This is a genomic window from Aquimarina ulvae (assembly GCF_053613295.3).
This window is the reverse complement of record NZ_JBSIBP030000010.1, coordinates 63,593-86,922: the sequence shown is the minus strand read 5'-3', so window position 1 is coordinate 86,922 and position 23,330 is coordinate 63,593. Positions and strand designations below refer to the sequence as shown.

General features: G+C 32.7%; 21 protein-coding genes. 3 read left to right on the top strand and 18 right to left on the bottom strand.

Going from position 1 to position 23,330, the window contains the following annotated elements; all coding sequences use genetic code 11:
• Positions 1 to 13 precede the first annotated feature (13 nt).
• Complete coding sequence (gene porW, locus ACWGOQ_RS18775) at positions 14 to 2,638, bottom strand: type IX secretion system periplasmic lipoprotein PorW/SprE (protein WP_452055811.1); 2,625 nt, start codon at positions 2,636 to 2,638, stop codon at positions 14 to 16.
• A gap of 480 nt (positions 2,639 to 3,118) precedes the next feature.
• On the opposite strand from porW, the gene ACWGOQ_RS18770 reads away from it, so the two are divergent.
• Positions 3,119 to 3,781 carry a DUF3592 domain-containing protein gene (locus tag ACWGOQ_RS18770; RefSeq protein WP_452055812.1) on the top strand — a complete coding sequence of 221 codons (663 nt, stop codon included), beginning with the start codon at positions 3,119 to 3,121 and terminating at the stop codon, positions 3,779 to 3,781.
• A 10-nt stretch (positions 3,782 to 3,791) separates the two neighbouring features.
• On the opposite strand, the gene ACWGOQ_RS18765 is transcribed toward ACWGOQ_RS18770, so the two are convergent.
• The 5 genes from ACWGOQ_RS18765 to ACWGOQ_RS18745 form a co-directional block, all read right to left on the bottom strand.
• A complete protein-coding gene (locus ACWGOQ_RS18765) occupies positions 3,792 to 4,487 on the bottom strand; it encodes an ABC transporter ATP-binding protein (protein ID WP_452055813.1) in 696 nt (231 codons plus the stop codon).
• 5 nt (positions 4,488 to 4,492) lie between these two features.
• Positions 4,493 to 5,968, bottom strand: a complete 1,476-nt coding sequence (locus ACWGOQ_RS18760; RefSeq protein WP_452055814.1) for a DUF5687 family protein — start codon at positions 5,966 to 5,968, stop codon at positions 4,493 to 4,495.
• 95 nt (positions 5,969 to 6,063) lie between these two features.
• Complete coding sequence (locus tag ACWGOQ_RS18755) at positions 6,064 to 6,690, bottom strand: hypothetical protein (RefSeq protein ID WP_452055815.1); 627 nt, start codon at positions 6,688 to 6,690, stop codon at positions 6,064 to 6,066.
• The gene (locus ACWGOQ_RS18750) at positions 6,687 to 7,418 is read right to left on the bottom strand and encodes a hypothetical protein (protein ID WP_452055816.1); all 732 of its coding nucleotides are present in this window, start codon (positions 7,416 to 7,418) and stop codon (positions 6,687 to 6,689) included. Before ACWGOQ_RS18750 ends, ACWGOQ_RS18755 begins: the two co-directional genes overlap by 4 nt.
• 1 nt (position 7,419) lies before the next feature.
• Entirely contained in the window at positions 7,420 to 7,758 is a 339-nt protein-coding gene (locus ACWGOQ_RS18745) for a PadR family transcriptional regulator (RefSeq protein WP_452055817.1), read from the bottom strand.
• Positions 7,759 to 7,967: 209 nt separating this feature from the next.
• Here ACWGOQ_RS18745 and ACWGOQ_RS18740 point away from each other — a divergent pair, with 209 nt between their 5' ends.
• A complete protein-coding gene (locus ACWGOQ_RS18740; protein ID WP_452055818.1) occupies positions 7,968 to 9,020 on the top strand; it encodes a 2Fe-2S iron-sulfur cluster-binding protein in 1,053 nt (350 codons plus the stop codon).
• A 79-nt stretch (positions 9,021 to 9,099) separates the two neighbouring features.
• On the opposite strand, the gene ACWGOQ_RS18735 is transcribed toward ACWGOQ_RS18740, so the two are convergent.
• Genes ACWGOQ_RS18735 through ACWGOQ_RS18715 form a run of 5 tightly spaced genes read right to left on the bottom strand, consistent with a single transcriptional unit; the run spans position 9,100 to position 13,375 of the window.
• Positions 9,100 to 10,176 carry a glycosyltransferase family 9 protein gene (locus tag ACWGOQ_RS18735; protein ID WP_452055819.1) on the bottom strand — a complete coding sequence of 359 codons (1,077 nt, stop codon included), beginning with the start codon at positions 10,174 to 10,176 and terminating at the stop codon, positions 9,100 to 9,102.
• Between the two features lie 9 nt (positions 10,177 to 10,185).
• Positions 10,186 to 10,794, bottom strand: a complete 609-nt coding sequence (locus ACWGOQ_RS18730) for a DUF4254 domain-containing protein (protein WP_452055820.1) — start codon at positions 10,792 to 10,794, stop codon at positions 10,186 to 10,188.
• A gap of 5 nt (positions 10,795 to 10,799) precedes the next feature.
• On the bottom strand, positions 10,800 to 11,792 hold the full coding sequence (locus ACWGOQ_RS18725) for a DNA adenine methylase (protein ID WP_452055821.1): 993 nt from the start codon (positions 11,790 to 11,792) through the stop codon (positions 10,800 to 10,802).
• Positions 11,793 to 11,813: 21 nt separating this feature from the next.
• Entirely contained in the window at positions 11,814 to 12,443 is a 630-nt protein-coding gene (locus ACWGOQ_RS18720) for a hypothetical protein (protein WP_452055822.1), read from the bottom strand.
• Positions 12,444 to 12,454: 11 nt separating this feature from the next.
• Positions 12,455 to 13,375 (bottom strand): DUF6427 family protein, encoded by a 921-nt coding sequence (locus tag ACWGOQ_RS18715; RefSeq protein WP_452055823.1) that lies wholly within the window; start codon positions 13,373 to 13,375, stop codon positions 12,455 to 12,457.
• Between the two features lie 112 nt (positions 13,376 to 13,487).
• Here ACWGOQ_RS18715 and ACWGOQ_RS18710 point away from each other — a divergent pair, with 112 nt between their 5' ends.
• Positions 13,488 to 13,718: a DUF6341 family protein gene (locus tag ACWGOQ_RS18710; protein ID WP_452055824.1), complete on the top strand. Its 231-nt coding sequence runs from the start codon at positions 13,488 to 13,490 to the stop codon at positions 13,716 to 13,718.
• Between the two features lie 228 nt (positions 13,719 to 13,946).
• Here ACWGOQ_RS18710 and purD read toward each other — a convergent pair whose 3' ends face one another.
• The 7 genes from purD to ACWGOQ_RS18675 all read right to left on the bottom strand — a co-directional run bounded on the left by purD (position 13,947) and on the right by ACWGOQ_RS18675 (position 23,289).
• On the bottom strand, positions 13,947 to 15,218 hold the full coding sequence (purD, locus tag ACWGOQ_RS18705) for a phosphoribosylamine--glycine ligase (RefSeq protein WP_452055825.1): 1,272 nt from the start codon (positions 15,216 to 15,218) through the stop codon (positions 13,947 to 13,949).
• Positions 15,219 to 15,526: 308 nt separating this feature from the next.
• Positions 15,527 to 16,786, bottom strand: coding sequence for an O-antigen ligase family protein (locus tag ACWGOQ_RS18700; protein WP_452055826.1), 1,260 nt, complete (start codon positions 16,784 to 16,786; stop codon positions 15,527 to 15,529).
• 151 nt (positions 16,787 to 16,937) lie between these two features.
• Entirely contained in the window at positions 16,938 to 18,290 is a 1,353-nt protein-coding gene (locus tag ACWGOQ_RS18695; RefSeq protein WP_452055827.1) for an exopolysaccharide biosynthesis polyprenyl glycosylphosphotransferase, read from the bottom strand.
• 6 nt (positions 18,291 to 18,296) lie between these two features.
• A complete protein-coding gene (locus tag ACWGOQ_RS18690) occupies positions 18,297 to 19,277 on the bottom strand; it encodes a UDP-glucuronic acid decarboxylase family protein (RefSeq protein WP_452055828.1) in 981 nt (326 codons plus the stop codon).
• A gap of 1 nt (position 19,278) precedes the next feature.
• On the bottom strand, positions 19,279 to 20,592 hold the full coding sequence (locus tag ACWGOQ_RS18685; protein WP_452055829.1) for a UDP-glucose dehydrogenase family protein: 1,314 nt from the start codon (positions 20,590 to 20,592) through the stop codon (positions 19,279 to 19,281).
• A 184-nt stretch (positions 20,593 to 20,776) separates the two neighbouring features.
• Positions 20,777 to 22,120, bottom strand: coding sequence for an exopolysaccharide biosynthesis polyprenyl glycosylphosphotransferase (locus ACWGOQ_RS18680; protein ID WP_452055830.1), 1,344 nt, complete (start codon positions 22,118 to 22,120; stop codon positions 20,777 to 20,779).
• Positions 22,121 to 22,125: 5 nt separating this feature from the next.
• Entirely contained in the window at positions 22,126 to 23,289 is a 1,164-nt protein-coding gene (locus ACWGOQ_RS18675; RefSeq protein WP_452055831.1) for a glycosyltransferase, read from the bottom strand.
• Positions 23,290 to 23,330: the final 41 nt, after the last annotated feature.

The window sequence follows — 23,330 nt, the reverse complement described above, 5'->3', positions numbered from 1 at the left end:
GGGATTAAAATTATTATTCTGATTTAGGTTGTAAGTACTGATCCAGATTCTTATGTATCTGAATAATTCTATAATTAGGTGAGGCTACTATAAAATAATCCTTGTCCACCTTTTGATAATATTTCTTTTTCCTATTCCATCTTGTCAGATCCACTCCTCTTGTATCTTCTGTTTTACCAAGAGATAATAGTTCTGCCAGACCTTCTGCACCTAATTTATCTCTTTTTGTGTGTACTACCACAAACTGCTGATCCTTTGTATAAATATCCAAAGAAACTTTCATTTTGTCATATCTAAGATCTTCAATGACTGCCTCTAACCTTTCTGTTAACTCCTGTGCCTGATTATCGCCGAATCTTGAGAACACGTACACAAGTTTATGATTTTTTTCTTGTTCATTGCCTTCAATAAAGTCACTATTCTGAATTTGGGGAATGGTGGTTTGATAAATCAGCTGTGCTTTTTTCCCTTCAGGGCTTTGTGGGTAATTTAGTGAAATATAGTTCAGTGCTTCTTTATAAGCTTCATATCCCTGATATCGGCCAATTGCCTGCGCTTTTAATAATTCGAATTTTGGAACGAAATCTTCTCCACCAAATTTTGTGATCAACTCATCACTTTCTTTAATCACAGCGGCATATTTCTGATTTTTAAAGTCTTTATACAATCTATTATATATAGATTCAGGACTATTTTTATCATTCTTTAATGCTTCATCAGGGTTTTGAAGAATTTTAGCATAACGAGAATCGCCATGGTTATTGATAATATCCTGCTTCAATTCATTTGACTTTGTTACATCCCCATTTAATTGATATATTTTATATAGATTGTATTTAGAAGGAACAATTAATCGTTGCTCAGGATTACTATCTAAAAGTCCTTCAAACTTATCTGTAGCAAGTCCATATTCCTGAAATTTCTCTTTATAAATAACACCTAGTTGGTAATAAGCGAAATTTCTATCTGTTTGTAAACTATCCAAAATCACTTGATCGGTTGGCAATTGTACAATATATGTTTGTGGATCAAAAGTAGGGTCCTTATCAATAGAGTATTCCTCTATTTCGCTTTGGTCGATCGTAGATACTGCACTAGTCTTGGTAATACTTGAAATTCTCCAATTATCCTGTAATTCTCGGTTTCCGAAGGTTCTTTTAAACGTGGTTTTACCATAGGCTACTGTAGTAGGATTGTAAAAGTAGAATGTTCCTCCTTCATTAGGATTGGGTCCACCACTAGTACCTAAACCTGTTTGAGGTCTATTAAATCGTTGTTCATTAGGTAGTTCTCCTTTTATTCTTGCAATTTCCGCCGCTTCTTCTGCTGCCATGGCTTCTGCCTTAATCTTCTCTGTATACTCTGAATAGTACGTAAGCCTTTCTTCTGGGGACATTGCCACAACATTGAGAATACTATCATTGGTTTTAGCAATACCTTCGTAAAGAATTACATCATCCAGATTGACTCTTTTCTTTTTGAGAACACGGTATTTTTTAGAATCTACTACCATACGCTCTAAGGTACTATCATAATATGCTCCGGCGATAGCATATTCCTGATTATCAAATCTGATATCTCCTAGCGCTTTATAATTAAGTGATTCCAGATATTTATCTTCGGAATCCGTTCTAAGAGATTTGTTATGAAATTCTACTGCCAAATCAATAGAATCTAGTGTATTAAAGTACACTGCTTTTTGGTTATAAATTTTATCTAGAAAAGGTCTGTTCTCTCGATTTTCTTCAAGATCTGTAAGTAATTCTAAAAATTCTTGTTTATTCCCAGTTTCGTAGCTAAAATTTCTCGCTTTAGCCATATATGCGTTTAGCATATATCGTCTAGGCGTTTTTCTATTAAGCTCGATTACCTGATCAAAAGCATAATTAGCACTATCCTTATACCCTAGTCGATTGAGCAATTGGCCTTTAATGTATAAGAATCTACCTTTTTCTTCATTGTTTTTAGAATGTATAGCAGCTTTATTTATGTAGGTTACCGCAGAATCTTTTTGTTCCAGATTAATATAAGCCTGGGCAATCATCGCCACCGCATCCGAATAATCCTGAGCTTCCATATATTCTTCTTCTACCATCTTCATTAAATCCTCGATAGCTTTTTCGTTATTGTCTAATCGAAGATTAGCTTTTGCTCTCCATACTTTCGCATGATTAATATTATTACTGGTAGGATATTTATACAATATATAGTTGAATGCTTCTAATGCAGGAATAAACCGTTGTTCATTATATCTGGCTTTTCCCAAAAGCAAAAATGCTTCGTCAATTTTAGGGTTTCGTTCCCTGCCATCAATAAGCATACTATGTTTCTGGATTGCCTTTGCTGCTTTTTCCTCAGCTTTGTCAAAATTTTGATTAAGCACTTCATTAGGCAATCGCACATCTTCACTTACAATCAATCTTTCTACTGGGAGTAACTCCCAAAAATTGTCTTTATAGGTTTGGACAATATCTTGTTTTCCTTTGTCAAAGGCTACTCTTCCATTATACAGTGTATTGTTCTTGGTAGTTACATCATGCCAAGCTCTATTTGTCCATTTATCTTTTTTGCGCGAACAACTAAACCCAATCGTTATTAGGAGAAATATAGCGATGATTTGTAATAATTTTCTGCTCAAAATCTGAATAATTTATACGCTGATAACTTAAAAACTTGCGTTTTAGTGCATCAGAACGGCACAAAAATAGTGTGTGAAACGTAAAAATACATTTCTTTCAGCAAAAAATAGGTTATTAACAACTTTTTCTCATTTGATTATTGATTTTATAATACCTGCCAAAGTTGTTAACAATTTACCTTTAACCCAGACTATGCATTTGAACTTCTTAATGAAGCTTTGAGATCCAATAAAGAGTGACTTTTCTTGATTTTAGCGTAGCACCACGATGAAATTAAAAAAAGTAGTGAAACATCGGTATTTGAAGTGGCTCACAAATGTAATAGATTTTCTAATGCATAATGCGGGTTTAAGAAAGGAGAACACGCTTTTTTAGGATGTCTGATAACCTGCTATCACAAGAAGCATCCCTGAATACAGTGTATTTTTACTTTTTGAATTAATGGATATTTGTACGCCATTATTATCCAAACTAAAAATATGAGAATCGTAGAGATTTCTGCAAGAGATGTAAAGACAATCAAACAGTTCTTGAACACCAATAAAAAACTGGAAGCTGTAAAATTTCTAGTAGATACTTATGATTTGTCTCTGCGAGATGTGAATAAGGTCATCAAAAAAATAACTGATAACCCGAAAATAAATATATTTAACATTACTACGAAACAAAATTTTAAGCAAGAAATCAAGGATTCATTACATACGAAAACATCTAAAACCCAAAAAATAATGTACTATATATTTGTCTTTATTGGACTTTGTTTATTACTAGGTGGTATAATAAATCTTGGTAAAACCCTCAATTCCTTAGCTGACTCTGAAAAACTTAGTGCTATCATTACCCGATATGAATCTTACATCTCGGTAAGTGACACTGACAATGGGAAAATCTCCAATACAATGTACACTCCAGTAATGCAGTTTACTTTTAAAGGCAAAGTTTACGAGCGAAAAACAAAAACCTCTTCATCATCAAGAGATTATGTCATTAACGAACAAGTTTCTATTTATGTACATAAAGATTTTCCTGCGGTGAACGAAGTGTATCTGGACGACTTCATAGAAAAATATGGACTTACAATCGCACTACTTTTGTTTGGTATTTTGCTTACCGGAGTTGGATTTATTTTAAAAAGTTTCTAAACCCCTTTTATTACTTGTTAAAGTGTTCTTCTAGTTCTTTTAACGTTGCTTCTGATGTAACAATATCTTTAACTACTTCGCCTTTATCTAAAACCACAATGCGTTCACAAACCTCTGTCACGTGGATAAGGTCATGACTGGAAACTAGGACTGTTACGTTTGGGTCAGCCGCAAGCTGTTTTATTATTTTTTTCAGTCTGATCTGAGTTGTTGGATCCAAGTTTGCAAACGGCTCATCCAAAATGACTACTTCTGGATTCCCTATTAATGTTGCTACGATCCCAGCTTTCTTTTGGTTTCCTTTGGAAAGGTCTCTCAAGTATTTCTTTTGTCCTAAGATTTCTCCGTGAAAAAAATCTTCAAACTTTGCCAGTAAAGCATCAACATCTGCTTTGTTCTGCCCACGAAGCTCTCCTATAAAATAAAAATACTCTTCTGCTGTAAGATATCCAATTAAGAACGTTTCATCTATAAAAGCAGAAGTAATGGATTTCCATTCTTCGCTTTCGCTAACTTTAATCCCACTATTTTCGATATATCCTGTAGTTGGCTTAATTAAATCCAACAAGGCACTGAATAATGTTGTTTTTCCAGCTCCGTTATTTCCAACCAAACCAAAGCTATCTCCCTTAGGTATTTCCAAATGTTCAATACTCAAGACTGTATTACCAGCATATGTTTTTGTAATATTATGTATTCCTATCATCTTCTCTATTTTTTTTGTTTGTATGCCCAGATTGTCTTGTACTTCTCTGTTCTATAAATTCTTTCAATTTTATCAAAAACCATATTTCTAAATGCGAAACCTGCAATTCCTGCCACTGCAACCAGCAAATATCCTGCATACGGACTGTATGCATAATGACCTATTGCATACAATATCATTGGTAACGCTAATTTTGGTAATGAAAGCATTAATGTTTTTACATTAAAAGATTGTTTATCACCAAACGCTTTTTTATTACTCGTAAGATCTATGGGGGTTTTTACATAGGCACCTGCCCATAATACTACGTGAGCGTTCATTCCCATATTGTAGATAGCTCCAACGATTACTGCCAGATAGGCTTCCCACCCAAAATATAAATAACCTGATGCTAATATGGTCGATATAAATGTTGCCATTACCATTAGCCACCACTTCGAAGATAAATATTCTCTGTACTTAATATTTTGACTCATCATTAATGGATAATATGAACTATCCCAGCTTGGCACAAACTGCCCAAAGCTCATTAGGAAACCACCTGAAACAAAGATTCCAGCAAATATTTTCCAAACGGGACCTTCATATGCTTCTACCGCACCAGTAAAAAACAATAAGCCATAGAAAAGAAACAATGCACTCACCAGAACGGTAGATCTAGCTCTTTTGTTTCTTTTAATAAGTTTGATATCATTTTTAAGAAAGGTTGCTGTTTTACCAAAACGATTTAACCATTCCAGATTTTCTGCCTTTACAGTTTTAGATTTGGAGGCTAATCCAGCATCCAGGTATAAATCCTTGACAAAGGATTTGAAAGCAATAATATACAATGTAATCGCAACAGCTACTGGAATAGCTACTAAAAACTTTGATTCGTATAATCCCTGAAAAAACGGCGCTGTATATTGTGTAACATCAAAATACCCAAAATAATGCAATCCACCTAATAACGCTATAACGCCACCAACCCCATAAATAAGATTGTCTTTATTGTTTAATAAAATATTCAGAAAATTATTAGCATATATCAGTGCTATCAGACCTACATTCCACAGGAGCACATTGAGTACTGGGGCGTTTCCCTCTGCTATTAACAACACAGAAAAAGGAACAAAAAAGAATCCGTGTATGATATTAAAAAATGATAACATTGTTTTGCCTAAAGCAAAAGAAACAATCTTGTTTTTACTAAATGGTAAGATCAATAAAGGTTTTATATTGATGACAGGCATTTTCTGTAAAGCATATCTAAAAATAAGATCAAACGCCCACCAGTAGATCAAAAATCTACTGACCACTTCTAATGGATCCAGGCATAATTCTTTATTGATATATTTATACGCAATAAAGCTTCCTCCTATCATCATTAAGATAAAGTATAATGCCCAAAATCCCATAAATATTTTCATCCAAATACTTGATGAAACAGAAGCCGCTCGCCAAAAGGATTTCCACTGTAATGCGATAAAGTGTTTAAACATAGTTGTGATAGTTTTTTGAAGTAATAAGAAAAACTTCTTATACTATTTAGTAATCAAAAAACAGATTTTGTTACAAAAGTGAGTGAAAAATATGATCAAAAACTATATACTTTGAAAACGTTTTTATAAAACACAACCAATGAAATCATTGTTTTTAAACTACATACAAAGAAAAGTGTCATGATCCCTAAATAGATATAAAAGAACAATGTTGGTTCTTCTAAAAACGGAATGAAATAATAATTGAATGTAAAAAATACCGAGACCAATATCCCAAAATTACCGATGAAGGAAAATTTCTTCTTTCCAAAAATCAGTAACGGGATTAACATCACTAATACCAATAAAAATATGGGAAAAAAGGTGGCTACCATACTCTGAATGTAAAAATAAGAATATATGCTGCTGAAAATCCCAAAACAAAGAATACTTCCTAGAATTACTTGCCAGGTGTATAGGTTTTTTAAAAATTGTTTGGAGATACTTTTAATAATTTTCCAATTAACAGGTTTGCTGCCTTGTTTTACTAGCGAAGCCTTATTTTGAACCATATACTCCTTAAAAATAGCATAGAAATTTCGATTATCTCCTTGATTCATTGAGTTTTCAATCTCTGATGCTACGTGATCGATCATTTCTATTCTGATATCCTCATAGTGAATATCAGAATTAGATAAATACGTATCTATAAATTGTATATCTTCTAACGTTAATTTTTTCATACTGCTATTAACATTTGATATTGTTTGTCATATTTTTTTATAAATCTTCTATAACCAACAAGACTGATCCAAGTATAAAAAACAGCCATAAGCGTTAGACCAAGGTCTATATACAGATATAGAGGAGTTTTAACGAAACCTTCATCAATTTGTTCTACTTCATTCAAAATATTAGGAAAATATAACATCAGTCCTATCCAAGAAGAATATACAACCAAGGCAAGAGATGTTTTCTTTCTTCTTTTATATTGTTGTATCCAAACATAGATACAAGGAATTAACATGAATATCATCCCACCCAACATAATCCACTTTATTGCGAAGTATTCTGAAAAAGAAAAAAGTATTCCTGTACAAAGTAAAAAAGGCAATACAACTTTATAATTTCTTAGTACAGCCTTTACTGTTTCGAAAGTCGTTCTTCTTATTTCATTTGTGATATGTTTTCTCTTTTCAATTAGCAACTTTTTATAACCTCGGCTATCTTCGTGAATAGATTTTCCAGATTTGTTTACGCCTATATCCCAGGCATAGAAAAACACTTTATTTCCGAAACTTTTATGGACTTGTTCCATAGCAGCTTCAAAAGAAACGCCTTCTCCTATTTTCTGTTGAACCTCGCAAATAATATGATCTAATAAATTTATTCGAACATCCCAATACTTCACGTTATGTCGTATTAGATATTCTTCTATAAATTTAATCTGCTCTTTAGTTAATCTCCTCATACTAATTAATACTCCACTCCGGATTAATAATGGTTTGCATAGTTCTTATATATTCCTCTAATTCTGTTAATCGATTTGTAGTTTCCTTTGTACCCTTTTCGGTTAGTTTATAATACTTTCGAAGACGATTATCTACTTTTTGCATTTCTACATCTAACAACCCTTCTGCCTCTAGCTTATGCAATGCCGGATACAACGCTCCTTCTGTAATATTTAGTTCACCTTTAGTGATTTCTTTTACCTTTTGTGTTATCTCATAACCATACATCTTTTCACTTTCTTCCAAAAGCTTCAAAATAATGGTGTTTAGACTCCCTTTATATAATTTAGAATTACCCATTGTAATAAATATTAAATTTCAAATATATACATAATTTTCTTATGCATAAGTATTTTAGGTATATAATTTTATGTCAAAATCATGCTATGCTATAATGCATTTGTTATTTTTGCAAAAAAAATTTTGATTCCTAAATAATCAGAAGTAATCTTGATCTTACCTGAAAACTTAAAGATCAACGTATTCAGTATAAAGTTTACCAAATTGCTATGTCAGATTTTCACACACTTACTATAAAGAATATTACAAGAGAAACTCCTAAGGCTGTTGCTATAGAATTTGAGGTTCCACCGACACTAAAAAAAGCGTATGTGTTTACTGCTGGACAATATATCACCATTAAAACCGAAGTTGATGGCAAAGAAATACGAAGAGCTTATTCTATTTGTAGTTCTGTAGGTAGTGAAGTTCTTAGAGTTGCGGTAAAAGAGGTCGAAGAAGGAACTTTTTCTGCCATTGCGAACAATAAGTTAAAAGTTGGTGACACATTAAATGTGCATCCTCCTGAAGGGAACTTTTTATTAAAATCTAACACCACAGCTACGAATACGTATGCGGCATTTGCCGCAGGAAGTGGTATTACTCCGGTAATGAGTATGATTAAAACTGTACTGGAAGAAGAACCTAATAGCCGATTTGTTTTGGTATATGGAAATCAGACCCCTACCGAAACTATTTTTTTCAAAGAGCTTCTTTCCTTACAAACACAACATCCTGACAGGTTATTTATAGAGTTTTTCTACAGCAGAAGCCGAGAAGAAGGAGCACGTTTTGGAAGAATAGAAAAATCCACCATCAACTATATCACCAAAAATAAATTTAAAGATACCTCTTTTGAGACATTCTACCTATGTGGTCCTGAAGAAATGATCCATACGGTCACAGACGTTTTGATTGAAAATGAAGTCTCGAAAGATAAGATACATTTTGAACTTTTTACGAGTAGTACAGAAGCCACTGAAATTGACGCTGATTTAGATGGTAAGACAAAAATATCCATCCTTGTCGATGACGAATCGTTTAGTTTTGTTATGGATCAGAAAAAAACAATTCTTGATGCGGCTTTAGAAGAAGAAATAGACGCTCCGTATTCTTGCCAAGGTGGTGTTTGCAGCTCTTGCATATGCAAAATCACCGAAGGTACCGCAGTGATGGAGAAGAATAGTATCCTAACTGATGGAGAGCTTGCAGAAGGCTTCATACTAGCTTGCCAGGCACATCCAACCTCATCTATTGTAAAGATAGACTTTGATGATGTATAAAATTAGTTAATGGTTTTTTGTTGATAGTTGTTAGTAATTTTCTTGTCAAGAAAGATTCGTCATACATCATAACAACAGCTTACATTTTAAGAATAGTTTCAACAACGGTATCTGGTTTGATGGTATACATTACTTTTTCATATCCGGCGGGTACTTTATTACCGTAGATAGAGGTAGGAATTTGTTCATATTTTGCGAGATTGGGTAAAATTGCCCGTTCTATAGGCTGCCCAAATGGCATAAAACCTGCAAAAGGATGCGTAACTCCCCACAATGTAATTGTGGGCACTGCGTACATAGCTGCTAAATGGGCATTACCACTATCCATAGAGAGCATTGCATCAAGGTTTCCGATAAGTTTTAGTTCGTCTTCAAACGATAGTGTACCGGCTACATTGATTACATTTTTGTATTTACTCTCAATATTATTAAGAAGGTCAATTTCTTTTTTACCACCACCAAAAAGAAATATCTCATACGTATTACTATGATCGAGCTGCTCAATCACTTCAATCATTAATTCTAGAGGGTACACCTTGCTTTGATACTGCGCAAAAGGCGCAATTCCCAACCATTTTTTAGAAGAGTTCTTGGTTAGTTTAAGAATTTCTGGAGTTAAAGCTACTTTTTCAGGAAATACATGCTTTTCTAAATCGACTGAATATCCTAGTGTAGTGAAAACATCGGCATATCGCTGATGGGTAGTTTTTAACTGCTTAAATTCTTTATTTGTTGATCTGATTAATGCCTTTTTTTCTGCTCTACCCTTGTCTATTTGCACAACTTTGATTCCACGAAGTGCAAAAAAATTCTTGAGTATGTTTGATCGCAGTACATTGTGTACATCTGCAACAGCAGTTATCCCAATATCTTTAAGTTCTTTAGATAATTTTAATAAGCCAAAAATTCCTTTGTGCTTGCCATTTACATCCGCATGATATACTTCTAGGTTTTCAATACCAGAAAACATGGGCTCGAAAAATTTTCTGGTTAGCACGGTTATTTTGACATTAGGATGTTGTACTCTAAAGGCTCGCAATACGGGAACTGTCATCGCTACATCACCCATTGCAGAAAGTCTAATAACCAAAACATGAGCATCAAAGCCCTTAGAAAGGGCTTTGCTATTTTTTGTTATGTTCTTATTTTTACTCAAGAAATAGTATTATTTTTCTCCTCGTAAAACTGGATTTAATTCATCATCATTGTACATTTTCATCTGTTTGTAGACTTTCATATATTTATCTCCTTTCTCTATATCTTTTAATAATGTATCTATCGCAGTAGAAAGATCCACTTGCTGCTCTAACAATACATTGTATTTTTTCTGACAGGCTGCTTTATGGGTGTCAGACGCACCTTCTCTTATCGTCTCTTCGTGCATGTGATACACTTTTAAAGCTAATATTGATAATCTATCTACACCCCAGGCAGGGCTTTCTGTATTTATCGTTGCCTCTTGCTTGGGAATTACATCTCTGTATTTTTCTAAAAAGTAACTATCAATATATTCTACCATGTCTGTTCGATCCTGATTGGATGCATCGATCTTTCTTTTAAGTGCTAGGGCTGCTACTGGATCAATTTCTGGGTCACGAATAATGTCTTCATAATGCCATTGTACTGTATCAATCCAACATTTTCGATATAATAAGTGTTCTATCTGCTGCGATTTACTATCATACGGGTTCGAAAATTCCTGATCTACACGATCAATTACATGATACATGGCTATAACTTCTTTAAAAATCTTGTTTGCTTTATCTGTAAACATTGTTTCTATTTTTCTAAGATGTGTAAATATTCTGTTGTTGTACTCGCTTTATGGTTTCTATTTTCGGTTTTATCTGCTTTAAATCTCTGGTACTTTGTCGTTTCTAAATCATATTTTCCATAACGCTTCATGATTTTTCTTATTTTCTCTTCTGCCATTAATCCTTCGTTATTATAACTAAGAAAAATGTAGTTAAACTTTGCGTTTTTGATCAATTCTTCAAAAACCGATATCACTTCTCCTTTTTTACAATAATTTGATCTTTCATAAGGGCGTAAACCCGTTTTTCCTGCAGGTACAAAGGTATCATATTTTGCAATAGTATTTAACACATGATAATTAGCGCCATATTGCCTTGCATTATAAGGTGGATCGAGATATAAAATATCGCCTTCTATCTCTTTTATCAACGTATTACTATCTCTATTATAAACCTGGTGTTGATTTGTGGTAGTCTCGAAATTGGCTGAAGCTATTTCTAATTTTTTTTGAGCTGTTCTCTTTAATTTTTTTAGATATGCGCCATATACTGAAGCTGTATTGGCTACTTTATCTGCACTTTCTAATAACGAAGCCAGTAAAAAAAAATAAGTGTCTTCACTTATTTCTCCGGATATTTTCCATTTTTCTATTTGCATTCTTATGGCATCAATCTTACGACCATTTTGATTGCTAAAATACAGACGTTTGGAACCACCCAAACAATAATTTTTGAAGACAAAACCTTCTTTTCCTTGGAGTAAGTTTAATTCTGAAATATAATCTGAAGCTTCTATTGGTGTATAGTTTCCTATATAATTTCGATTCAACACATAACTATAGTATTCCAGATCATTTGATATAACCTGTTTTACAGAGGTTTTAAAACTTTTGCCGACAATGCCTGTTCCTGCAAAGAGATCACAGAACACTTTATTTTTTAATGTGCCACTTACAGTTTCTTGAACTGTGGTTTTGATGAAATCAGAAAGTTTATATTTTGATCCTATATAATTCATTTTCTATACAACCGATACCCTTTATGCTATAGCCCATATTAAACCTGCCTTCGTAACTTTGTAAGGTTGTAACTGTAGTCTAAATAATTTTGAGTCGTCAAATGTAGCAACATATGCTGAGATTATATCCTTGAGCCAGGAAATTTCTGCTTTTAATTTCCAATGTTCTCCGTCATTAGCGTGGACAATCACAAACATCCTATTTTCTAAGTGCTTTCTTTGCTGTTGACTTTGATTCTTATACAGCCAATGAATAAGTTCTTTTGGGTGTTTGCGGGCATACTCCAGTGATTTTTTGAAACCATTAGGAAAAATACTTGTTTTATGATCAAACTTCTCTCCTAATATAGAAAAATCTACCAACCTATCTTTTTTATGTTTGGCAGGAATAACTCCATCCAAATCCGTGAAGATTAGCTCGATTGCTATAGAACTCCAATAGTTATACCACCTATTAATTGTATAATAAAAGAATTCTTTTTTATCTACGTTAAACTTTGCAATTGTTTCAGAAATTTTAGGAACCAAATCTTTCCATTGTACTGTAGTATATATAAAGTTACTATAACTATCCCATAAATTGTTTTGTCTTCTAAACCATATATATTTATATGATAATCGACAATGAAGTTCTGATTCTATAGTTTCCAAATGGTTTTCAATCAAAACAATAAGGTCATAAATGGTAATAAAACAAATACCCAAAGGTTTATTTCTTGTATCAACATATCGTGATCCATTTCTACATATGTTGTTCCTATAATAGCCAAAGGTGCAGCTATAAACATTATTTCTGCAGTATTTTTCTCAGGAACGATAATCGCTAAGATCAATGCCATTAATAATTGTGCTATAATGAGTTTTAACACAGGTTTTGATTTTGTAGATTTCCTATTATACTTTATCATGTATATTGTAAAAAAAAACAATGTACAAATTGCCAGAACTCCTATCGAAAAAACCCCTCCTTTATAGCTGTATCCTTCAAAAGAAAATGACAGTGGTTCTACATAATCTGTAATTGAATAAAAGGAATCGTAAAATAGTAACGTATAGCAATTAGTTATGATATAAACCACCAGCAATCCAATAATTGGAATAATCCAGTTCCTATAATTTTTGGGTTCGAAAAATAAAATTCCTAAAAACACGATAAGGATAAATCCAATACTCCAAAAATAAGCCAAAGAAGCCAATCCGATATACAATGATGCATCCAGAACCTTTGACTTCAAATTCTTGCCATTTCTTAAACTCAGAACACTCCTAACCCCTAGAATAACTAACAAGTTTGATAATAAGATATGTATATTAGTAAATGAATTGGGTATCATAGCTGTCAGAAAAGCAAACAAAAGTATCGTATGTGTACTTTTCTGGGTTATATCATTTTTTTGAGTTATTAAGTTTAGTATAAGCATAGACAGAATGTATGCTAATAGTCCGCCAATAAACAAAAGAATCGCAATATAATTGAGCCTGAAACCATTTTTGTAATGGCTTATTGTATATAGCACAGACATATATAACCCAATGATTATAAAATTAATTGGTTTTGATTTACTAAAAAAGCTTGATAACACTAGTATTTTTTATATTTTTGCGTCAAACAATATATTATTGTTTCAAATATAATATAACTTATTTATAAAAAGATTTTAGTTAGTTTTTTATAAAGAAATTGAAAATCATATCATGAAAGATTTTTTTGAAGCTATTCAATCTCTATTTGTCGACGTTCTTTTCGCTCCATTAGACAGTCTTAGAGCTTTAGAATTAGAAAGTTGGGGAGCCGCTAATATTGTAAATTGGTTATTTATGATTATTGGTTTTGTGGCTTTTTTCTATTGGATGAAGGAGTTGAAAAAGTTTAATGACAACAACGAAGAGGATAGAGATCCAAAAGCTCACTCTTTTTTAAATTAGATTATTAAACTTGGATTATGCATTAGAAAATCTATTACATCTGTGAGCTACTTCAAATACTGATGTTTCACTTCTTTTTCTTGATTTTAGCGTAGCCGTGCTACGATAAAATCAAGAAAAAGCCATTATTTAATGGGTCTCAAAGCTTCATTACGAGGTTCTAATACATAATCCGGGTTAACAGTATACACTACAAAAAGCTCATTGAAATTAACAATGAGCTTTTTATTACAGATCAAATCCTAGGTCTTTTCTGTAATACATTTTATCAAAATGTAATTTCTCTATATTCTGATATGATTTTTCCAGTGCCTTTCTAAAATCTTCATCAAATGAGGTCACGGCAATAACCCGCCCTCCATTAGTAACTATTTTATTTTCCTCTAAACTTGTCCCTGCGTGAAAAACTACTGAATCTGAAATCTGATTAATTCCTGTAATTTCTTTTCCTTTTTCATACGCTTCAGGATATCCACCAGAAACTGTCATTACCGTGGTAGCACTTCTTGGGTCAATCTCAATATTGATTTGATCTAAGGTTTGATTAGATACGTGCATAAATAGTGATACTAAATCAGTTTTTACTCTTGGCAAAACAGCCTCTGTTTCTGGATCTCCCATACGCACATTATATTCTATCACTTTTGGTTCATCCCCGACCTTAATCAATCCAATAAATATAAATCCTTTATAATCTATTTCTTCCTTTACAAGACCCTGAACCGTTGGTTTGATAATTTGTTCTTCGATCTTGCTCATAAAAACCTCATCTGCAAAAGGAACTGGTGAGATCGCACCCATTCCTCCTGTATTAAGACCCGTATCACCTTCTCCTATACGTTTGTAGTCTTTGGCAGTAGGCAGTGTTATGTAATTTTTACCGTCTGTTAGTACAAATACACTTAATTCGATTCCATCCAAAAACTCTTCGATCACCACTTTTTCACTGGCTGCGCCGAACTTTTTATTTGTCAACATATTTTCGAGTTCTGCCTTAGCTTCTTTTATATCGTTAAGGATGAGAACTCCTTTACCAGCAGCAAGCCCGTCTGCTTTTAGCACATATGGAGGTTGTAACGTTTCCAGAAATTGTTTTCCCTGATTAACAGTGTCCACAGTAAAGCTTTGGTACGCAGCCGTTGGGATGTTATGCCTAAATAAGAATTCTTTTGCATATTCTTTACTACCTTCTAACCTAGCTCCTTCTTGTGATGGTCCAATAACCGAAACTTTTTTTAAATCATTATCTTCTGCAAAGAAGTTGGTAATTCCTTTTACTAATGGATCTTCTGGTCCAACCACAACCATTTCTATTCCTTCTTTTAAGACTAGTTTCTTAATTGCTTCAAAATCTGTTACGGATAATGCTACGTTGGTAGCAATCTCAGATGTTCCTGCATTACCGGGTGCTACAAATAATTTTTTGCACAAACTACTTTGTGCAATTTTATATGTAAATGTGTGCTCTCTTCCTCCTGATCCTAATACTAAAATATTCATTTTTGGCGGTTGTTTAATGATGTAACTCGTTGTGCATTTATATATTTTGATTAAAACTCGACAATTCGATTACTTCTACCCTAGTAAAAGATATATCGAGAATAAAGTTTCCAGTTTAAAAAGCTATGATTTATACAATTTTTTTAGATTATATTTCGAAAGTCATTCGAATTGATACTTTTTTATAATTATAGCTACAAAACACACTAAGTTGGTATAATTCTATGCTTTCAAAAATAATTCTTTACCGCTTTTCTTACTAATAATTTTGACATCTATTTTGTTTATTTTAATGTTTGATGAGATATTTAGATATTGCGTATAATTGTACTGCTCAAAATACTCCTCTTTTTCAATAGAAGTGGAATTACTATAGAAAAAAATACAATTCCATTAAACCTCACCAGCATTGATTCAAATATCAATGAAATAAAAAGTATTAAAAAAACAGAAAACTCATTTGGACTCCTTCTCATACGAACTGCTAGCAAAATAAAAATACTAACTAAGGCTCCAAACCCCAGTACTCCGGTTTGAAGGAACGTTTGAAGAAATTGATTATGTGCATTGTAGGTGTTTTCAAAATTAAATGTGTATCCTAATTTTTTATACCTTTTGATCAAAACATCATTAGCATCTCCGATTCCATATCCTAATATTGGTGCTTCCTTGATAAGTTCTAAGCTAGCACTCCACGATAACAATCTTGCTCTTTCTGAGGTGGAATTTGCGTGTTCTGTGGTATTTCCAAATGCTCTTACTTTAGAATAAAAATCAAAGACTCTAGGATTATTAAGGAAAATCAAAAGACCCAAAAAAAACATGATGAACATTGTATGTTTTCTGCTTTTATTTTTAATATCAAAAATTAATAGTAATGACATTATTATTAATGTCAAATAGGCAGCTATAGAGGCTAGTAAAAATATGTATAGAAATAGTATAACAACCAAAAAAGTTCTTAGTGATGTGTCTAATCTTTTTTTTAGATAATAACTTAACACTAATAAAATATAGAGTGAAAGATAACTAGGGTTAATTAGTTTGGAAAATTCGTCGCCCACGAAATAATTCCAACCATTTGTTAGTGCATCTATAAAAACACTTAGGTCTCCCATCGAAATTTCAAATGAAAAACCACCTTTTATAATAGCCATTACATTGTATATAGCTATTGAAAAGTTAAGAAAAAATGAGATTACCAATCCCAAAAGCAAGAAATCAAACAATTTTCTAACGGTGGATGCATCTTCCTTTACATAAAGAAAAATTAACGGAAATAATAATAGAGATAAAGAGCGTTGTATTAGATCATACCCATCAGAAATATTTTCGGTATATAATAAGCTAATTAACATCATTACAAAGTATAATGGAAATAACAGAACTATTTTATTACCAGAATCAAACTTTTTACCAGATTTAAAAATATTAATCAACCCTAGTAGAATAGAGATAATAAAAAATGGAGTTGGTAGGTTAATCCCTAATGGTAATAATAAAAAAGCTATATATAGGCTATTCCAGAAAATAGTGCGCGCCAAATCCCCATCATGTTTATAAAACATTTCTGAGATTTCTATTATTTTTTTACGTACTGGTAGCACTAGTTTTACTTTAATAAATATAAGTTATACATTCGAATACATACTCAGAAAGAAGCCTTGGATTAATTTGATCTGCTACTTTCAATCACTTAGCTTTTGAAGTCTCTATTTGTTAATACGCTTTTTCCTGTCCTTTTATAAGGTTAATAATTGTATCAAATATGATTTTTAAATCCAATAATAAAGACCAATTTTCTATATAAAAAATATCATATTTAATACGATTTATAATATCTTCATCACTTTCTATTTCTCCTCTATATCCTTTTATCTGAGCCATTCCTGTTATACCTGGTTTTACTGAGTGTCTAAATACAAAATTATATTTATCAATTCTTTTTCCATAGTCTTTTGTATATAAAATCATATGTGGTCTTGGGCCTACCACGGACATGTCTCCAAAGAGCACATTAAAAAATTGCGGCAACTCATCGATACTGGTTCTTCTGATAAAACGTCCAATTTTAGTAACTCGGTGGTCATCTTTTTTAACCTGTACCAGGTCCGAGAAGTTTTCATGTCTCATGGACCTAAATTTATAGCAAATAAACTCTTTGTAATTAATTCCATTTCTTCTGTGGCTATAGATTAACGGACCTCTAGACTCGATTTTTATAAGAATATATAGTACAGGAATTAGCCAAGAAAGAATAAAAATGATGACTAACAAAGAGAAAACGATATCAAAACCTCTTTTAATGGCTCTATTGGTGGCACTATTTAAAGATACTTCGGGGATCGAAAGCACGGGTAGGTACTCATAATAGTCAGTTTTAAGTCTTTTTGAAAAAATTCGTTGAGAATTAGGTATAAATTTAAGCACACTGTAATTCTGATCAGCGTATTTTACGTATTCATTCACTATTTCATCAGAGATTTCATCTATGGAACAGTATATTTCATCTACCTCTTGCTTCCTCAAAAACTTAAAACTATCTTCTATTTTGTTAGGGAGACTATCAGAAAACACTTCCAATACTTTATAGCCTAAGTCCTTTCTTTTCTCAAAAAAGGTTTTAAGTTGCTGTGCGCTCTTATTATTTCCTATAATAATTACTTTCCTATTGTTTCCGCCTAAGTATGAACGATATCTTCTAAGGGCGTAGTATATAATAATCTTTACTACGCCTACCAAAGCAATTGTTGTTGCAACAAAGTTAAATGTGTCTTTTACCGAAAAGAAGCTTATTTTAAGTATTCCGAAATACGCAAACAAAAGTATTAAAATCAGCAGCCCTTGTTTTATTAAAAGAGAAATAATAGTGATCACTCTGGTAAACCTATATACCTCATAAAAATTAAGTAAGTAAGCAGCGATATACCATACGAATGATAAAAATACATACAACTGATTATTGGCTATATCTTGCAGAAAATAAAAAGAAGACGTCAATAAAATGAGTAGATCAATTACGATGAGTATTGGTCTAATTAAGTACGAATATCCTCCTCTTTTATGGTGCATTCTATATCAAGAATATGATGAAAAATCTTTGTGTTCGCTTCTATATAACTCTTCATCAGACAAGCTTTTGAAGTACTCTACAGTTCGTTTCATTCCTTCTGATCTATCAATTTCGGGTTGCCATTTTAAAATTTCTTTGGCTCTGGTAATATCGGGTTGCCTTTGTAAAGGGTCATTGACCGGAAGTGGTTTATATATTACTTTTTGCTCTGTTCTGGTTAACTTTATGATTTCTTCTGCAAATTCTCCAATAGTAATCTCATTAGGGTTACCGATGTTTACAGGATATACATAGTCACTAAATAACAATCTGTAGATTCCTTCAATTAAGTCATCAACATAACAAAAAGAACGTGTTTGAGATCCATCACCAAAAACAGTAAGATCTTCTCCTCGCAGCGCTTGCCCTATAAAAGCAGGGACCACTCTTCCATCATTCAATCGCATTCTTGGACCATATGTATTAAAAATACGAACAATTCTGGTTTCTATTTTATGGTATGTGTGATAGGCCATGGTTATTGATTCCTGAAATCTTTTGGCTTCATCATAAACTCCGCGAGGGCCAATAGTATTGACATTACCGTAGTAGTCCTCGGTTTGTGGATGAACTAAAGGGTCTCCATAAACTTCGCTAGTAGATGCTATTAATATCCTTGCACTCTTTTCTTTTGCCAGCCCTAATAGATTATGAGTACCTAAGGATCCAACTTTTAAGGTTTGGATAGGAATTTTAAGGTAATCTATTGGACTTGCAGGGGAAGCAAAATGTAATATATAATCTAATTTACCAGGAACGTATACAAATTTTGAAACATCGTGATTATAAAATTCAAAATTTTTCAATTTGAACAAATGTTCGATATTTTTTAGATCCCCTGTTATAAGGTTATCCATACCTATAACATGATACCCTTCTTTAATAAATCGATCACACAGGTGTGACCCCAAAAAACCTGCTGCCCCTGTAATTAGAACTTTTTTCATTTTAAGCTTTTATATCCTTTCTTCCTATAGAAAAATAGGTAATTCTTTCGTTTTCTACCTCCTTTAGATCATATAAGTTTCGTCCATCAAAAATAACGGGGCTTACAAGATCATTTTTTATTCTGTTGAAATCTGGTGTCCTAAAAATACTCCATTCTGTACAGATGATCAATGCATCTGCTCCTTCTAAAGCCTCATACATAGAATTCGAAAAAGTGATTGTATTCGAATATTTTTTGGCAACATTATCCATGGCTTCAGGATCAAATGCTTGTATCTTTGCTTTATAGCTCAGTAAGCTGTCAATAATGTCCAAAGCTGGTGCTTCTCTAATATCATCGGTTTCAGGCTTAAAAGCAAGTCCCCAAACTGCAAAAGTTTTTCCTTTAAGATGATTTTTAAAATAATTTTTAATCTTTGAAATTAATGCTACTTTTTGACGTTGATTTACTTCGATAACAGATTCTAAAATCTTAAAATCATAATGATCTTCTTTTCCGGATTTATGCAATGCCTTTACATCCTTAGGAAAACAAGAACCACCATAACCAATACCGGGAAATAAAAAGCGCTTTCCTATCCTAGAATCCGTCCCCATTCCTATTCTTACTTTGTCCACATCTGCCCCAACCTTTTCACAATAATTAGCGATTTCATTCATAAATGTAATCTTGGTAGCTAAGAAAGAATTTGCTGCATACTTTGTCAATTCTGCAGATTTTTCATCCATAATAATAATAGGATTACCTGATCGAACATACGGTTTATAAAGTTTTTCCATAAGCTTAGTAGCTCTTTCTGAAGAAGATCCAACTACAATACGTTCTGGCTTCAAAAAATCATCTACTGCAAACCCTTCTCTTAAAAATTCCGGGTTTGATACCACATCAAAATCACATTGAGCATATACTGAAATAGCCGCTTTTACTTTTTCAGCAGTACCCACAGGAACTGTACTTTTATCTACAATTACTTTATAATCAGATATAAGCTTACCAATTTCTGCTGAAACACCAAGAACGTATGAGAGATCAGCTGATCCGTCCTCGCCTTCTGGTGTTGGCAATGCCAAAAAAATAATTTCTCCGTGATCTACACCTTCCTCTAGCGAAGTTGAAAATTGCAATCTATTTGCTTTGATATTTCTCTCGAACAAGACATCTAAATGTGGCTCATAGATAGGGACCACACCATCTCGCATTTTCTGAACTTTATGTTCATCAATATCAACACAAATTACCTCGTTACCTGTCTCTGCTAAACACGTTCCTGTAACCAATCCTACATATCCCGTGCCTATTACTGATATCTTCATTTATTTATTTTATGATATTTTATCGATTAACGAGATTCACTAAGAATCTTTTTATGGATGTTCACCAGGTTCTTTTGGCCTCTTCCATTAATTAGAATAAAATAAAAATCAAAAATCGCGTTTTCTTATGATTTATCAAGCTTTTTGCGAAGAATAAAACGTTTAAGTAGCATTTGACAACTATTTAGTATGCCTTCTCTTCTCCCTGAGATATATTAAAAATGGTTTTGATTATTATTTTAACATCTAATATCAAAGACCAGTTTTCTACATAAAACACATCATATCGCACCCGATTTTGCATATCAGAATCCTTTTCAATATTTCCTCTGTGTCCACTGACTTGAGCCAGACCCGTTATCCCTGGTTTGACATTATGTCTTATCATAAAACGGTTAATTTTGTCTTTATAATCATCCGTATGGCTCATTAGCAATGGTCTTGGTCCCACAACCGACATCTCACCAAATAAAACGTTAAAGAACTGTGGGAGCTCATCAATACTTGTTCTCCTTATAAACCTACCTACTCTTGTTGTCCTTGAATCATTTTTTGAAGCTTGAACTCGATCGGATTCTTTGTTGGGTGTCATAGAACGAAACTTATAGCATAAAAACTTATCAAAATCAGCACCATACCTATATTGTCTAAAAAAAACCGGTCCCTTACTTTCTAACTTTATTAATAATGCTAAAATTGGCGTCATCCATGAGAGTACAAAACAGATAACAGCAAGCGAAAAAACAATATCGAAAATTCTTTTGATTCCTCCTTTTAGAGTGTCATCCAGCGGAATTTTGCGTAACGAGATAATAGGTGACAAATCATAATAATCCAATTGAAGATTTTTAGAAAACAACTCTTTATCATCTGCAATAAATTTTAAGATTTTTAAATTTGTTTCACAAAAGTCAATAAATCTCTTTATTTGATCATTGCTAAGTTCTTTTACCGAGCAATACACTTCGTTTATATTTTTTTCTAGTATAAAATGAAAACTTTCTTCTATCGTACCCTTTTTATTAGGTATATCTTTATCACTGAAAAAACCTTTAAATCTATATCCATACTCAGGAGAATATTTGAAAAATTGTTCCAACTTTATTGTTGATTTGTTTACCCCAATTATGACAACATATTTATTGTTGCTACCTGTTATTATCCTATATTTTTTAAATATTTCGAACAGCAATATCCTCCAGAAATTAATTATTAGAAGTAAAGCAATATAAAACTGGATAATATTTTTAGTTGGGATGAACTTTTCAATACAATAATAGTATGCAAAAACTAGCAGTACCAGTAGCGTTGTTTGTGTAAAAAGCAGCGAAATAATTTTAACCATCTTCGTAAAACGATATACGGCATAGACCGATACAAGCACCGACAGTATAATCCAAAAAGTGACTATAAAGCAGATATCAATTACATCCTGAGCAAGAAAAAAATAGGATAATGAAGAGACTATTAATAAGTCTATTACATATAACAAAGGTCTTATATATTTAGAATGTTTTCCTGTATGCATAATGGTTAAGAATTATTTTCTCTTTTCCATTGAGAATATAATCGCTCTATTGTTTCTTGAATTTCTTTTTCAAACCTCTCTCTGCTAAAGGACTTAGAATGTTCTCTTATCACTTGTTTGTTGAAAAATTTTTTATTTTTTTCAAAAAAATGTACTGCTTCAATGAGTGATGCTATGGTTTGTTCCTTATAAAAAACACCTGTTTTGTCAATTACCCCACTTTCTGAAACAAAAATTCCTTTAATCGTTTCTAAAACTCCTCCTTTCGCGTAAGCGATTACGGGAACTCCGCACGCTTGTGCTTCTAGTGGAGCAATTCCAAAATCCTCTTCTGCCGCAAAAACAAACGCCTTTGCTTTTTTTAAAATTTCACTCTTTTCCTTTGTATCCAAATATCCTTTTAACAGAATGTTATCAGAACAAAGTTTTTTAATCTTTTTGTAGTCTGGTCCATCACCTATGACTATTAACTTAGCTTTGATCTGTGCAAACGCTTTTACAATTAAATCAACTTTTTTATAAGGTACCATAGAAGAGCAGGTAACATAGTAATCAGATATTTCTTCTGAAACTTCGAAAGCACTGGTGTCTACTGGAGGATAAATTACCTGAGCTTCTTTATTATAAACTTTCTTTATTCGACCCGCTACATATTTAGAATTTGCTATGTAGAAATCAGGTCTATTAGCAGTGCTTACATCCCAAATCCTGAGGCGGTGCAGAATATATTTAGCAAGTACTCCTTTAATGCCTTTTTGAAAGCCACTTTCTGTCAGATATTGGTGGTATAGATCCCAGGCGTATCGTACTGGAGAGTGCATATAGGTAATATGCAATTGATCCTGACGGGTCAACACCCCTTTTGCAACGCAAGAAGATGATGATACAATCAACTCGTAATCTCGAAGATCAAACTGTTCGATAGCCAAAGGGAAAAATGGTAAATAGGACCGGTATTTTGTTTTACCAAAAGGTAATTTTTCAATAAAAGATGTTGTTACTTTGTTGCCTTTAAAGATGTTAGCACACTCAGCATCATTCAACGTATTCACTAAAGTGTAATGATCAAAATCACTCCAAATATTAGTAAAGCTTTCTACACAACGCTCTCCGCCTCTATATTGTGTATACCAATCATGTATTAGGGCTTTTTTTACTGTATGTATCATGTATCGGTTAAGGGCTTTTGAATGTTAGATTCCCAAAGGAT

Coding starts and splice junctions, on each gene's coding strand:
- ACWGOQ_RS18770 (WP_452055812.1), top strand. CDS start 3,119: ATGAGAATCGTAGAGATTTCTGCAAGAGATGTAAAGACAATCAAACAG.
- ACWGOQ_RS18765 (WP_452055813.1), bottom strand. CDS start 4,487: ATGATAGGAATACATAATATTACAAAAACATATGCTGGTAATACAGTC.
- ACWGOQ_RS18760 (WP_452055814.1), bottom strand. CDS start 5,968: ATGTTTAAACACTTTATCGCATTACAGTGGAAATCCTTTTGGCGAGCG.
- ACWGOQ_RS18755 (WP_452055815.1), bottom strand. CDS start 6,690: ATGAAAAAATTAACGTTAGAAGATATACAATTTATAGATACGTATTTA.
- ACWGOQ_RS18750 (WP_452055816.1), bottom strand. CDS start 7,418: ATGAGGAGATTAACTAAAGAGCAGATTAAATTTATAGAAGAATATCTA.
- ACWGOQ_RS18745 (WP_452055817.1), bottom strand. CDS start 7,758: ATGGGTAATTCTAAATTATATAAAGGGAGTCTAAACACCATTATTTTG.
- ACWGOQ_RS18740 (WP_452055818.1), top strand. CDS start 7,968: ATGTCAGATTTTCACACACTTACTATAAAGAATATTACAAGAGAAACT.
- ACWGOQ_RS18730 (WP_452055820.1), bottom strand. CDS start 10,794: ATGTTTACAGATAAAGCAAACAAGATTTTTAAAGAAGTTATAGCCATG.
- ACWGOQ_RS18725 (WP_452055821.1), bottom strand. CDS start 11,792: ATGAATTATATAGGATCAAAATATAAACTTTCTGATTTCATCAAAACC.
- ACWGOQ_RS18710 (WP_452055824.1), top strand. CDS start 13,488: ATGAAAGATTTTTTTGAAGCTATTCAATCTCTATTTGTCGACGTTCTT.
- purD (WP_452055825.1), bottom strand. CDS start 15,218: ATGAATATTTTAGTATTAGGATCAGGAGGAAGAGAGCACACATTTACA.
- ACWGOQ_RS18700 (WP_452055826.1), bottom strand. CDS start 16,786: ATGTTTTATAAACATGATGGGGATTTGGCGCGCACTATTTTCTGGAAT.
- ACWGOQ_RS18695 (WP_452055827.1), bottom strand. CDS start 18,290: ATGCACCATAAAAGAGGAGGATATTCGTACTTAATTAGACCAATACTC.
- ACWGOQ_RS18690 (WP_452055828.1), bottom strand. CDS start 19,277: ATGAAAAAAGTTCTAATTACAGGGGCAGCAGGTTTTTTGGGGTCACAC.
- ACWGOQ_RS18685 (WP_452055829.1), bottom strand. CDS start 20,592: ATGAAGATATCAGTAATAGGCACGGGATATGTAGGATTGGTTACAGGA.
- ACWGOQ_RS18680 (WP_452055830.1), bottom strand. CDS start 22,120: ATGCATACAGGAAAACATTCTAAATATATAAGACCTTTGTTATATGTA.
- ACWGOQ_RS18675 (WP_452055831.1), bottom strand. CDS start 23,289: ATGATACATACAGTAAAAAAAGCCCTAATACATGATTGGTATACACAA.